The sequence below is a fragment of the Acinetobacter amyesii genome (assembly GCF_023499985.1).
GTDB classification, from domain to species: Bacteria; Pseudomonadota; Gammaproteobacteria; order Pseudomonadales; family Moraxellaceae; genus Acinetobacter; species Acinetobacter amyesii.
Genome location: NZ_JAMCOU010000010.1, coordinates 1 through 13,739 on the forward strand (window position 1 = coordinate 1; position 13,739 = coordinate 13,739).

11 protein-coding genes and 2 tRNA genes are annotated in these 13,739 nt (G+C 40.5%); 9 read left to right on the forward strand and 4 right to left on the reverse strand.

Annotation, left to right across the window (positions count from 1 at the left end; translation table 11 throughout):
* A partial coding sequence (locus tag M5F03_RS01155; RefSeq protein ID WP_249706092.1) for a hypothetical protein occupies positions 1-172 on the forward strand: 172 nt, incomplete at its 5' end.
* Positions 173-228: 56 nt separating this feature from the next.
* On the opposite strand, the gene M5F03_RS01160 is transcribed toward M5F03_RS01155, so the two are convergent.
* Positions 229-1,416 (reverse strand): glycerophosphodiester phosphodiesterase, encoded by a 1,188-nt coding sequence (locus tag M5F03_RS01160; protein ID WP_249706038.1) that lies wholly within the window; start codon positions 1,414-1,416, stop codon positions 229-231.
* A gap of 276 nt (positions 1,417-1,692) precedes the next feature.
* Here M5F03_RS01160 and M5F03_RS01165 point away from each other — a divergent pair, with 276 nt between their 5' ends.
* From M5F03_RS01165 to M5F03_RS01175, 3 genes are all read left to right on the forward strand, one after another.
* Complete coding sequence (locus M5F03_RS01165) at positions 1,693-4,803, forward strand: multidrug efflux RND transporter permease subunit (RefSeq protein WP_249706041.1); 3,111 nt, start codon at positions 1,693-1,695, stop codon at positions 4,801-4,803.
* Positions 4,804-5,032: 229 nt separating this feature from the next.
* Entirely contained in the window at positions 5,033-6,373 is a 1,341-nt protein-coding gene (gene mgtE, locus M5F03_RS01170) for a magnesium transporter (RefSeq protein ID WP_078192148.1), read from the forward strand.
* An 80-nt stretch (positions 6,374-6,453) separates the two neighbouring features.
* Positions 6,454-7,044 (forward strand): DUF4112 domain-containing protein, encoded by a 591-nt coding sequence (locus M5F03_RS01175; protein ID WP_249706044.1) that lies wholly within the window; start codon positions 6,454-6,456, stop codon positions 7,042-7,044.
* 160 nt (positions 7,045-7,204) lie between these two features.
* On the opposite strand, the gene htpX is transcribed toward M5F03_RS01175, so the two are convergent.
* Together htpX and M5F03_RS01185 are read right to left on the reverse strand one after the other, a co-directional pair.
* Positions 7,205-8,110 (reverse strand): protease HtpX, encoded by a 906-nt coding sequence (htpX, locus tag M5F03_RS01180; protein ID WP_078192146.1) that lies wholly within the window; start codon positions 8,108-8,110, stop codon positions 7,205-7,207.
* A gap of 133 nt (positions 8,111-8,243) precedes the next feature.
* Positions 8,244-9,107 (reverse strand): lytic transglycosylase domain-containing protein, encoded by an 864-nt coding sequence (locus M5F03_RS01185; protein ID WP_180023271.1) that lies wholly within the window; start codon positions 9,105-9,107, stop codon positions 8,244-8,246.
* Between the two features lie 497 nt (positions 9,108-9,604).
* Here M5F03_RS01185 and ttcA point away from each other — a divergent pair, with 497 nt between their 5' ends.
* Complete coding sequence (ttcA, locus tag M5F03_RS01190) at positions 9,605-10,534, forward strand: tRNA 2-thiocytidine(32) synthetase TtcA (RefSeq protein ID WP_180049072.1); 930 nt, start codon at positions 9,605-9,607, stop codon at positions 10,532-10,534.
* Between the two features lie 222 nt (positions 10,535-10,756).
* A complete protein-coding gene (locus M5F03_RS01195; RefSeq protein WP_180008384.1) occupies positions 10,757-11,140 on the forward strand; it encodes an SCP2 sterol-binding domain-containing protein in 384 nt (127 codons plus the stop codon).
* Positions 11,141-11,216: 76 nt separating this feature from the next.
* On the opposite strand, the gene M5F03_RS01200 is transcribed toward M5F03_RS01195, so the two are convergent.
* Positions 11,217-12,329 carry an MltF family protein gene (locus M5F03_RS01200; RefSeq protein WP_078192143.1) on the reverse strand — a complete coding sequence of 371 codons (1,113 nt, stop codon included), beginning with the start codon at positions 12,327-12,329 and terminating at the stop codon, positions 11,217-11,219.
* A gap of 365 nt (positions 12,330-12,694) precedes the next feature.
* Here M5F03_RS01200 and greB point away from each other — a divergent pair, with 365 nt between their 5' ends.
* The 3 genes from greB (at position 12,695) to M5F03_RS01215 (ending at position 13,686) form a co-directional block, all read left to right on the forward strand.
* Complete coding sequence (gene greB, locus M5F03_RS01205) at positions 12,695-13,192, forward strand: transcription elongation factor GreB (protein WP_180076767.1); 498 nt, start codon at positions 12,695-12,697, stop codon at positions 13,190-13,192.
* Between the two features lie 83 nt (positions 13,193-13,275).
* Positions 13,276-13,365 (forward strand) — tRNA-Ser (locus tag M5F03_RS01210).
* Between the two features lie 231 nt (positions 13,366-13,596).
* Positions 13,597-13,686 (forward strand) — tRNA-Ser (locus M5F03_RS01215).
* The last annotated feature ends 53 nt before the right edge of the window (positions 13,687-13,739 follow it).

Below are 13,739 nucleotides of genomic sequence, written 5' to 3' on the forward strand. Positions count from 1 at the left end.
AGCTCCGACAGCTCCGACAGCTCCGACAGCTCCGACAGCTCCGACAGCTCCGACAGCTCCGACAGCTCCGACAGCTCCGACAGCTCCGACAGCTCCGACAGCTCCGACAGCTCCAGCACCTCAGCCAGTGGCAACGCAGTCAGCCGCAGAATATTTGGCAAACCCACTTTAAAATTTCCATTGAACAATAAAAAAGACGCCTCGGCGTCTTTTTTCATTTTAGGAAAATTAGGGCTTTTGCAGTTGCGTTAAGTTTTTACGTGCCAGTCCTGGATCATCGGCAAATACACCGTCTACACCAGCTTTATAGAAGTTTTCAAATTCTTTGGCCGCACCTGTATCACAGCGTTCTGTCGCCACAGAGCTACATTTTAAATAGTCAGGTAAAAAACCATTTTCAGGTCTGAGTGTATAAGGATGGACTTTCAAACCAGCAGCATGGGCATCTTTGACAAAAGTGGTTTGTTTAAATTCAGTGTTTGAAAAAATATAGGTTTTACTTGGACCTACACCATCTGCATATTTTGCCACTGATTTTAGGCCTTCTGCAGTGGCTAAACTTGCATAATTTTGAGGTGAGCTTTGTTGCTGTAAGTCACCCGGTATTGCAGTTGGGCTATCTAATAATTGAATAATTTTGCCATGTTTGAGGGTTTTCTTTTGCGTGAGTTGATCACGTAAGTATTTAAGATTGGTGGTTTCAAAGGACTGTAAATATACAGGCGCGATATCACGTGTATAACTGTATTTAGCAAGCGTGGAGAGTAAACGATCTTCCATGGCTAGATTTTGCTGTTGGAAAAATGTTGGGTGCTTGGTTTCAATATATAAACCAACAATTTTCCCAGTTTTTTTATAGTGAGCGTCGGCAAGTTCAATGATTTGTTCGAGCGTTGGGATGCTGTATTGATCATTATATTGAGTGTTATTAGGGCGATATTGAGCAATACGCTCACGTGCTTTTACATTTTGAGTCAGTTCATTCAAATTAAAGTCTTCCGTAAACCATCCTGTATAGTCGATACCATCGATTTTTTTGGTGGTTTTTCGATCCGCAAATTGTGATAGCGTACTAATATTGGTTGTCCCTGAAATTTCACTTTCATGGCGCGCAACCAGATAGCCATCCTTGGTTGGCACTAAATCGGGTTCGATAAAATCTGCACCATCGTCAATCGCTTTTTGATATGCGGCAAGGGTATGCTCGGGTCGCAAAGCACTGGCACCACGATGCCCAACAATCACAAAACCTGTATCAGGCAAAATAGGGGGCTTTGTGACATGGGTTTTATCGTCATCAGAATTACATGCAGATAAACCGAAAACGCTAAAAAGGAGCAGTGAAGACACGCCCCATGAGGATTTCACTTTGCTTGTTATGGCTAGATTTAACTGCTTTGTTAATTGTTTTTGCATGGCTGCCTCGGCATCTTTTTATATAAATGAATGATGTTGCAGGCATATATTGCAGGGCAGTGGCTAAGGCTTCATGACAGAGGCGGTTTTGTCACATAAATTTACTAAAATAGCTGAAGTGGAGGCTCTCCATATTTTCTACATATTTCGCTTCAAGCAAGGTTTTTATGTAGTCTAGGCTTGTAATCAAGCACATTGTGATTGATTATCAATAAGATTTTTTGAAAATATCAATCAACACATTTTATTTCATTAATTGAAAAGTGACATGGACTGATGCTGTCTAAGTTTTTTATTTATCGACCGATTTTTGCAGGTGTCTTGGCGATCATCGTCATGGCGCTCGGGCTTTTTGCTGTCCTCAATTTACCGGTAGAGCGCTATCCAGATATTGCACCACCACGAATTACGGTCAGTGCAAGTTATAGCGGTGCGTCAGCAGAAACAGTCGAGGAAAGTGTCACACAAGTTCTTGAGCAACAAATTAAAGGAATTGATCATCTTTTATATTTTAGTTCAAGCAGCGACTCTTCAGGTCGAAGCCGGATCAGCATCAGTTTTGAAAATGGCACTGACCCAGATACCGCTCAAGTACAAGTACAAAATGCCATAAATGGAGTAATCAATCGGCTGCCTGAAGATGTGCAGCGCCAAGGGGTAAATGTCTATAAATCTTTGGGTGATACCCATATGGTTATCGGCCTCTATGATGAGACTGGCAAGAGTTCGAATATCGAACTTGGTGATTATATGATGACTCATCTAGAGCAGGACATTGCTCGAATTGAGGGTATCGGTGAAGTCGATGTTTTTGGTTCACAATTTGCCATGCGCATATGGCTCAATCCACTGAAGTTAAAGCAATATAGCCTTATGCCGAGTGATATCCGTGCGGCTGTTGAATCACAAAATACGCAGGTTGCAGCCGGAGCCGTAGGTGAATTGCCGAGTGTATCGGATCAATATCTCAATGCAAAAGTCACTTCAGGTTCACGTTTAAAGTCAGTTGAAGAATTTGAAAATATTATTGTCAAATCTGCACGAAACGGCAGTTTTGTCTATTTAAAAGACGTTGCACGTGTTGAATTGGGTGCGGAAAATTATTCAGGGGTTAATACCATTAACGGGTATCCATCTTCAGGGATGGGGATCTCATTGGCTTCTGGGGCAAATGCACTTGAAACCTCAGCCTTAATTAAGCAAGAAATTGAACAGTTAGCGAAGCAATTACCAGCCGGTTATAAAATTGTTTATCCACGGGATAACACGCCATTTGTACAAGAATCGATTAAAGAAGTGGTGAAAACATTATTCGAAGCCGTTTTATTGGTGGTTTTGGTGATGTTTATCTTCTTACAAAATTGGCGAGCAACGCTGATACCTGCGATTACCGTGCCTGTGGTGATTCTAGGGACTTTAGCGATTTTATATGCTTTGGGCATGACCATTAACACACTCACATTGTTTGCATTGGTATTGGCCATCGGTCTGTTGGTCGATGATGCGATTGTTGTGGTGGAAAACGTCGAACGTTTAATGCATGAACATCAGTTAACAGCAAAACAAGCGGCTATAGAGTCGATGCATGAAATTAGTGGGGCATTAATCGGGATTACTTTGGTATTAACCGCTGTATTTATTCCCATGGCGTTCTTTGGTGGCTCAACGGGCGTGATCTATAGACAATTTTCCATCACACTTGTGGCTGCCATGGGCTTGTCACTGATGGTTGCGCTGATTTTAACTCCTGCATTATGTGCCTTAATTTTAAAACCAAATCCGAAACCACAGCGCTGGGCGATTTGGTTTAACGCCAAATTAGAGATTTTAAAAACCAAATATTTGACACTTGCACAAGCCACAGTTCGTTATCGCTTATGGACGGTGGTTTTGTTTGCGGGGCTCATTACGGTATTTGCTTTGTTTTATCGTGCTTTGCCGACCAGTTTTATTCCTAGTGAAGACCAAGGTATTTTGAGTGTGCAACTTAAATTACAAGAAGGTGCACCGATGTCGAAAAGTCGTGAGGTCGGTGAACAAATTCGGCAGTACTTTTTAACTGAAGAAAAGCAAAATGTTGATTTGGTGATGATTCGTTATGGACGAAATTTTTCTGGTACGGGTCAAAACTTAGGGCAAGGCTTTATTGCACTGAAGCATTGGGATGAACGTTCAGGACAACACAATTCAGCGCAAGCGATTCGTGAACGTGCTATGAAACATTTTAAAAAATTTAACAATGCACAAATCAATGTCAGCATGCCGTCCTCTGTTAGTGGCCTTGGGCAAACCGATGGTCTAGAATTTTGGCTGCGAGATATGAATGGTGAAGGCCGTGCTTATCTCGATGCGCAATTTAAAAGCTTGCAAGAAAAATCTTCACAATTCAGCAGTTTCGAAAATTTAGACAAACGCTCAAACCCCGATAAAGCTGAACTAAAAGTAGATATTGATCAAAAACAAGCAATGGCCTTGGGGTTAACTCAAAATGCGATTAATAGCACTATGAGTAGCGCATGGAGCGGTAGCTATATCAACGATTTTATCGACCGTGGGCGCATTAAACGCGTCATGATGCAGGCAGATGCCGAATTCCGTTCTAAACCAGAAGATTTAGCTTATTGGCATGTACGTAATGACCAAAATGAAATGATTCCATTTAGTAATTTTTCAACCATTGGTTGGAGTGGTGGTCCAGAAGTTGTTAATCGTTTCATGGGCTATACCGCATTACAAATGGAAGCGGATACAGCCAAAAATGTCTCAAGTGGACAAGCCATGCAGGATGTTAAAGCTTTAGTTGACCAAGTGCCGGGTGTGGACGTGGCATGGAGTGGGTTATCCTTTGAAGAGCAAAAATCAAGTCATCAAGCGATTTGGCTATATTTGGTCTCGATAGGATTTATTTTCCTTTGTCTTGCTGCCCTATATGAAAGTTGGAGTATTCCAACTGCAGTCATGAGTGCGATTCCACTTGGGATAGGTGGTAATATTTTGTTTAGCTACATGGCCGGTTTTCCAAATGATATCTATTTCCAAATTGCTCTACTGACAACAATTGGTTTGTCCTGTAAAAATGCGATCTTGATTGTAGAGTTTGCAGCGATGGCACAAGAAAAAGGCAAACATGTAATCGAAGCTGCAATGGAAGGCGCAGCACTTCGTTTACGTCCTATTTTGATGACCTCTTTGGCTTTTGGTGCGGGAGTGGTTCCTTTAGTTCTTGCTTTTGGTGCAGGTGCAGCCAGTCGCCAAGAGATTGGGGTGAGCGTACTCGGTGGGGTAATATTCGGTACGGTTTTGGTGCTGATCTTTATTCCGTTTATGTATGTATTGATACGGACTCTATTTAAGCCCAAGTCTGTTAAAAGAAACATAAGTGATTAAATTGTTTAGGTTTCGTTGTAAAGGTTGAGAAATGTAACAGTTTTTCGTAGTATTGCTGCGCGTATAAGCGGTTTGATGAGGATTAAATCCCTAAATGGACAGGCACAGTTGTCAGATACACCAAATTTCAAACATATATATTTACCAACATTATTATGTGGGTTCATTCGGCAAATAAAATAAGAGCCGTTGCGGCCCTATTACATAGGTTGGGTAATAGGGGGCGAGCATGAGCTACAACAACTTTTTATATCTTTTAAATGATGCATTAAGCAAGCAAGATATTGCATTGGCATTAGACTCTGTTAAAACGTTTAAAGCCGCAGATTTGGCTGATATTTTGGCACAATTACCTTTAGAGAATAGTCAAAAGCTGCTACTGCATCTTCCTGCACGCGCCTATGTATTTTCATATCTCAAACCCGAAGAACAAGTAAAATTTGCACGCGGTTTAACGCGAACAGACTTGGCTGAAATTATGGGCGAAATGCCTTCAGACAAGCGTGTCGATTTATTTAAATGTTTAGATCACGAGCAGCAAAATACTTTATTGCCTGCATTGGCACAGGCCGAGCGTGAAGATATTCGGCAGCTCTCTTCTTATGTAGAAGGTACGGCAGGGGCCATCATGAGCTCCGAATATGCCACCCTAAAACCGAATATGTCGGTAAAAGATGCCATTAAAATGTTGCGTTATGAGGCACCCGATTCGGAAACCATTTATTTGGCCTATGTACTTGATGAAGCAAGAAAGCTGCTGGGTGTTTTATCGCTCAAACAATTAATACTTGCCGAAGAACAAAGCAATATTAGTGATTTAATGGCGACCGATATTATTTTTGCATATTTTGACAGCGATCAGAATGAAGTAGCCAAAACCATTGCTCGTTATGACTTACTGGCATTACCCATTATAGATCATGCCGGTGTGATGGTGGGTATTGTGACATATGATGATGCAATGGATGTGGCCAGTGAAGAGGCAACAGAAGATTTTTTAAAATCTGGTGCTGTCGATGCATCATCTAAATTGAGTCTTAAATCTGCCCCGATATTGCAACTCTATCAAAAACGGGTGTATTGGCTGGTATTTCTTGTTTTTGGCAGTTTGTTATCTGGGATTGGCATTGCACATTTTGAAGACGTTATTGCCGCAAATATTGTATTGGTTTTCTTTTTGCCCTTATTGGTCGGCAGTGGTGGAAATGCCGGCTCTCAATCTGCAACGCTGATGGTGCGTGCATTGGCAACGGGCGATGTACATTTTAGGGACTGGTTTTACTTGCTGGGACGTGAAAGTTTGGTTGCCCTGTGTCTGGGCGGAACCATGGCCATTGCTGTATCTATTTTAGGCTACTACCGTGGTGATGCAACCGTGGCCTTGGTCTTGGCACTGAGTATGATGGGTATCGTATTGCTCGGTTGTTTAATTGGCATGAGTTTGCCTTTCATACTCAATAAGTTAAAGTTCGATCCTGCAAGTGCTTCTGCACCCTTGGTAACCTCGATTTGTGATGCGACAGGCGTGGTGGTGTATTTGATGATTGCTTCACAATTGCTCAATTTATAGAGATTAGCATTTTGCTAGAGATTGAAGACTTCTAATATGTGTTAATCTCAGTGATTTACACGGTTTTTATTGGATAAAACATGACTGAACCATTAAAACAAAAAATGTCAAAGCAAGAAGTCATTCGTCTTGAACGTGACCTCGCAAAATTTGCCAATATGATGGACTCCGTGGTTCGGATTCCATTTACCCGACAAGGGGTAGGTGCGGACGCAGCGTTGAGTACCATTCCTGTAGCTGGTGATATCGCAGGATTTGTCTTGACCTGTTATGCCGTCTATAAAGCCAAACAGATTGGCGTACCACAAGCCAAATTAAATGGTGTGATGAAACTCGCAGTTATAGATGCTGTCGTGGGGTTTATTCCTGTTGCAGGGACGATCTTTGATGTGTTTATTCGACCGAGCCGTAAAGCTTTAGATGTTGTACATACGCACATTCGTGAAGAATATCAAATCAGTACAGATCAACATGTGGTACATCCGTTTTTACATGAAAAATTAGAACAGAAACAACAGCAATCTGCTTTTTGGCGCAACCCTGTGGTTGCATGGATATGGATCCATATCCCAGATATACTCGGGATGATTTTCTTATTAGTCTTTATCTTTGCAATTTATATGGGTGGTTCATTGCTTTGGCAATGGTTAAAGGCCAATGGAATATTGTAGATAGAAATGCCTTGTTGTTTGAACGCGATCACTGAGAGGCTATTCAATTGAAAGATCGTTCAGCTGAAAGATTATTGATAAGACAGTAAATGTTCGGAAAAATTAGACTTAAAAAAGCCTCCATAGGGAGGCTTTTTTACGACATACATTAGATGCTCGATTATGGGCAATCTAATTGTTGTAATGCCGCAACACGTTGTTCAATCGTTGGGTGTGTTTGGAACAAAGCAGCTAAACTGAAACCTTGTTCTTGACCCGCAGAAATTGCGAAGGCTTTCATTTCTTTTGGCATTTGATCTGGCATTTCAGATTCTGCTTGTAAACGTAACAGGGCAGAAATCATCGCTTGTTTACCTGCTAAACGCGCACCAGCTTCATCGGCACGGTATTCACGGTAGCGAGAGAACCACATCACAATGGCAGACGCTGCGATACCAAAAACAATATCTAATACAATCGTAATGACAAAATATGCAATACCCGGTGCTTCACCATCTTCACGACCAAAAACATTACGGTCAATGAAGTCACCTGCTACACGCGCAAAGAACATCACAAAAGCGTTGACTACACCTTGCACCAATGCAAGGGTTACCATATCACCATTGGCTACGTGACCAATTTCGTGAGCGAGTACGGCACGGAGCTCGTCTTTGTTCATACGCTCAAGTAGACCGGTAGAAACTGCTACTAAAGCATCATTTTTATTCCAGCCTGTTGCAAAGGCATTTGACTGGTACGATGGGAAAATACCCACTTCTGGCATTTTGATACCAGAACGTTGTGCCAGTTGCGCAACTTCGTTAAGTAACCATGCTTCAGCTTGGTTACGTGGTGCATTAGGGTCAATCAGCTCTGTACCCGTGGTTTTCTTCGCCATCCATTTTGACATGAATAGTGAGATCATTGAACCCACCATACCGAACACAAAACAGATTACGAGCAAGTTGCCTAAATTTAAGCCGCCCGCACCGTGGTAACTACCGACACCGAAGAGTGACAAGATTATGCCAGCTACAACCAGTACCGCGAGGTTGGTTAGCAAGAACAAACCAATCCGCATCATTGGGTAAATCCTCTTATTATAGAAAAATGATCTGATTTACAAATAAAAATCATTAAACTCAATATGAGGTGAAAGTCTTAAAATTTCAAGGAAAAATTAGTAAAACAGATGCAATTTTACAAAATCAGTGAATTTATTCATTGAAATAAATACGCGCTGAAGCAGACGCATTTGCTGTGGCAAATGAACCTGAAGGTGCGTCGGTAAAACTACCATTGTCTGTTTGAATAATTTGACGTGCCGATGATTTAGCAACCGTAGGGGCAGCAGCATGATAATTATCCGAACTGGCAATAATCCGACCACTATTTGAAGCGATATTGGAATTGCTCGAACCTGATACACTTAAACTACCAGCATATAGGTTGTTGTAGCGGCTAGTGACACGGCGGACATAATCTTGTGTTTCGCGAAAAGGTGGGATACCACCATATTTTGCGACATTGCCTTCACCTGCGTTATAACCAGCTAAGGCAAGTGAGGTGTTACCATTAAAACGTTTCAGTAGCCAAGATAAATAGCGCGCACCAGCCATAATGTTCTGATGTGGATCATAAGCATTTGTTACATTGAAGCGACGTGCTGTGGCAGGCATGAGCTGCATTAAACCTTGAGCGCCAACAGGAGAACGAGCATTAGTGTTAAAGCCTGATTCGGTATGCATCACCGCTTTGATTAGACCTTCGGAAACACCATGTTGGGCCGCTGCTTGTTTAATAATATTGTCAAAGGCATTTTTATTCCTACTATAGCTGGGTAACACAGACGCTTCATTTGAGCCCCAGTTACTATAACTATGGATATTACTGTCCGGATAGTAGGTTTTTTTCTCAACTTTTAGATTGCTATAGCGGCCTTGTTTATTGGTCAGTAACGTTGTGCCATTACTTTCACGCAATTGATAAATCGTTTGGCCGGCAAAAATGTTTGGTGCTGCTAAACTGATAGCCACACTTCCACCTAATAACAGCCCCAAAGTCCAAGTAATGTTTTTCATTTTATTGTGAAGAAAAATTCTGTCCCCAAACAGTTAAAGAGAGTTTATCAAAAAAAAATTAGATGAAAAGGCTTCATAGACTGATTTCTTCTTTACTTTGTAAAAATCAAGTCATTTTGATGATTCAATAATCAAAAAAAATATTTATTTTTTTTTATTGATCTTAACTTGACACACTTAAGTCATTGATAATTAAATTTATTTAAATTGATCAAAAAATGATCAATTTAAATAAAAGCCTTAAAATAAGGGCGGCTCACCTTGTCAAGTCATTTAGAATCCACAAAGTTATCCACAGCTTTTGTGGACAACTGTGGAAAAGTCCAAAAGATAAGCATTTGGGCTAAAAAATGAACTGTACCGTATAGAATATTGCACTGAAGTTTACGTGATCATGACAGTATTTCTACTTTTTTCGGAAATTACATTCTTTTGATGCGAGAAGTCTGCGAATCGGATAAAATTGCGCGGTATTTTTTTTTAGGTTTAACTCGTCTATGTTCTCGCCAGTTGAGTCCGAACAAGGATTTAATTTCAAACCAGAACTACCAACTAGCTCTGCGTATTATCGTTTATTGAAAAAGCTACGCCGTCAGGTCGGTCATGCTATTCGTGATTTTAAAATGATCGAAGAGGGTGACAAAGTGATGGTCTGTATTTCAGGCGGTAAAGACAGTTATACCTTGCTCGACATTTTGTTGCAGTTTAAGCGTATTGCGCCGATTAATTTTGATGTGGTTGCGGTCAACCTTGACCAAAAACAGCCGGGTTTCCCTGAAGACGTATTGCCACGTTATTTAGAAGAAAACAAAATTCCGTATTACATCTTAGAAAAAGATACTTACAGCATTACCAAACGTTTAACACCAGAAGGTAAAACGTACTGCGCAGTGTGCTCGCGTCTACGTCGTGGTTCGTTATACGGCTTTGCTCAAGAAATTGGGGCGACGAAAGTGGCTTTAGGTCATCACCGTGATGATATTTTGGCGACGTTCTTTTTGAACTTGTTCCATGGCGGCAGCTTAAAAGCCATGCCACCGAAATTATTGTCTTCTGACAAAAAGAACATTTTGATTCGTCCACTGGCTTATGTGGAAGAAAAAGACATTATCAAATATGCAGAAATGCGTAAGTTCCCAATTATCCCATGTAATTTGTGTGGTTCTCAGGAAAACTTACAACGTGCGATGTTAAATGACATGCTGCGTACTTGGGATAAAGAATTTCCAAAACGTTTACACAGTATTTTTGGTGCGTTGCAAAATGTATCACCTTCACAACTGGCTGACCGTGAGTTATTCGACTTTGAAGCCCTAGATGAACAACGCGAATTTGACTTTAAAAATAGCGAAAGTTGTTCAACTGAAGAAGGTGATTCAGAAAGCAAACGCATTAATATGGTGAACTTAGGGTTTATGGCAGATTAACCCGAAAACCTTATCATGCAAAAGGCATTCTACAGAATGCCTTTTTTATGCTTATGATTTTTCACATTTTGTTGTTAAACAGTTAAATATTGAACGGCGCGTACAAAAAACTTTAGCCTTTTCACAAATGATCATGCTATAACAAACCTCAAGCAAAATATGCTTGCACTGATGTTGTCCGGAACGGCAACACACACGAACAAAATAAATTGAGGAAAGATCATGCCTGCTTTTTTAACTGATGATTGGTTTTCAACTGTAGAAACTCTGACAGCTCAAGCTGGTGATTTAAACTTACCACCTGCATTGGCTAATCTTGCAATTAACCTTGTGGTTGCTGACGCTGCAGGCAATACTGAATTGTCATTAGACGGTGGTGCAATTAAAAAAGGTTTATCTTCAAACGCGAAAACAACGTTGAACATGGATGCTGAAACTTTACGTAAAGTATTCCTTGAATTTGATATGGCTGCAGCGATGCAAGCGTTTATGACGGGCAAAATAAAAGTACAAGGTGATATGTCACAATTGATGGCATTGCAAACAGCAAAACCAAGTGCTGAGCAAAAAGATTTATTCAAAAAAGTACTTGAGCAAACTGCTTAAGTTTAAAACGAAAAAAGCTTACCTAAAGGTAAGCTTTTTTTTGTGCGCTCACATGTAAATGTTAGGTGGACGCATATTAGATATTCACCAGTTGAGGTGTGGTTTTAATATGTTCCAAATAAGCACGAATACGCGTGACATATTGCACAGCTTGACGATAACGACCATTGCTGGCCTTGTTACGGTCTAGATAAGCATATAAATTCACCCACTTATTTGGGTTTTTACCCTGAGATTGGATGCGCTTTTGAATCTGACTTACAGCACCAGGACCCATGTTATAAGCCACTAAGGCATACCAATTACGATCAGGGTACGGAATGTTACTATAACGGTTTAGCATTTGGTCATAGTACTTTGCACCACCTTGAATGCTTTGAGTCGCATCTGTACGGTTGCTCACACCCATGGCTTTTGCTGTACTGTTGGTCAGCATCATAATGCCACGAACACCCGTTGGGGATACCGAGTCAGGTTTGAGGTAAGACTCTTGATAACCAATCGCTGCCAATAAATGCCAGTCGAGGTCGTATTGCTTGGCCGTGTTTTTAAAACTTGCCTTATAGATCGGCATACGTTTACTTAAATCACGTTGAATCACATTCCAAGAATCTTGTTTGACCACATTACGGTTGTAGAATGATGCCAACTGTCCAATTGCGCCATTTTGTTTGGCACGGCAAATAAAACCACTCGCGGTTTGGCTTAGTGGATCATCTGCATTTTTAAATACCCAGTTTAAGTTGCTGTTTAAACCATTCTTTTTTAAAGAAACGGTATCACCACAACTGGCTGAAAATGACGTCAAATGCTTGGCTTCAATGGTACTCATTTCGGCAGTGGTCATAGCAAAATTGGCTTGACCTTTGGCAACCATTTTTAAAGCAGTGGCATTGTCATTCACTGTTTTAAAATCTAATTGAACATTTAAACTTTCTGCATAGTTACGTGCAAGGTCGTAACCAAAACCATGTCGATGTTTACCATCCTGAAAAACAATGGCAGGATTGGCAACTGCAACAACAGTGAGTTTATTACTGTTGACGACAGCATCATATTGATGTGCTGTTTTGCTGGCATTAATACTGTGAAAAGGAATTAAGATAGTACTAAGTGCAAGCGCTTTAAATGGGAGAGAGTTAAAAGAGTTAAGGCAAAGCCTCGACCCAGAAGTTGAACTACTGTGCATGTTGTCTCCGCTACAAGTAATTTATGCCCTAAAAAGCAAAGGCAAACAGGCCTCAGACTTTTTCAAGTTTGATAAATTCAATAAGGGTTGGGCAGTCATGACGTCATTCAAAAATGACTAGGGGGTTTCGGGAAATATGTAGAAAACCTACACTGGATAAAAATTAAACAAGCCTAAAAGATGTGCGCATAATAATGAGCAAAAAAATACTTGTCAAATTTTGTACGAAAAAATATTAAAATATGTAACATAAATAATTGATTTTGTTTGGGAATAAATTTTATATACTTTGCCTGTGTAGAAATGGAGGATAAAATAGGCATGTTTTGTAAAAATCAGCACTTGCTCAAGGCCTAAAAATCATCATGAAATCTAACTTAATTACCCGTGGTGGACACGATTTATTGGTCGCTGAACTTCAACATTTATGGCATGAAGAGCGACCTGAAATTACCAAAAAAGTGAACTGGGCGGCTAGTCTTGGAGATCGTTCGGAAAACGCGGATTATCAATATAATAAGCAATTGTTACGCAAAATTGATCGACGTGTACGCTACTTGGGAAAACGTTTGGAAGAGCTTCGTATTATCGATTACTCACCCGAACAAAAAGGGAAAGTCTATTTTGGGGCATGGGTTGATATTGAAAATGAAGACGGCGAACACAAAACGCTAAGAATCGTGGGGGTAGATGAAATTTATGATCATCATCCGCAACATATCTCAATTGATTCACCTATGGCTCGGGCACTCTTGTCGAAGCAAGTGGATGATGAGGTCGAAGTGCTGACCCCGCTGGGGAAAAAATGTTGGTATATCAATTCAATTCGTTATGAAATGGGCGAAAGCACTGAAAAACAATAAACTGCTTTTATTTTGTTCAATTGGACGTGTTTTTTACAAAATAATTTGCCATTGCTGAATTTTATTTATATGATGGCGGCCATGGAAGCGTGGCAGAGCGGTTTAATGCACCGGTCTTGAAAACCGACGAGGGCGCGAGTCCTCCGTGAGTTCGAATCTCACCGCTTCCGCCATATTCAAAAAACCCTGATGTTTTTTAGCATCAGGGTTTTTTTATGTGTGTAAATCTAGGCAATGCAATTAGTTTTGATCTTAATTCAATACATATTGATTCAGCTTCTATTTTTCTGACCTAAACCAAAATTTTACAATCGACTAAATTTTGTATGAACGATTCGTCAAGTAGTCAAAATAAGGCAAAATAATTTGCCAATCTGAATTTTTATTTATATGATAGCGGCCATGGAAGCGTGGCAGAGCGGTTTAATGCACCGGTCTTGAAAACCGACGAGGGCGCGAGTCCTCCGTGAGTTCGAATCTCACCGCTTCCGCCATATTCAAAAACCCCAATGTTTTACATTGGGGTTTTTTTATTGCCTAAATTTTT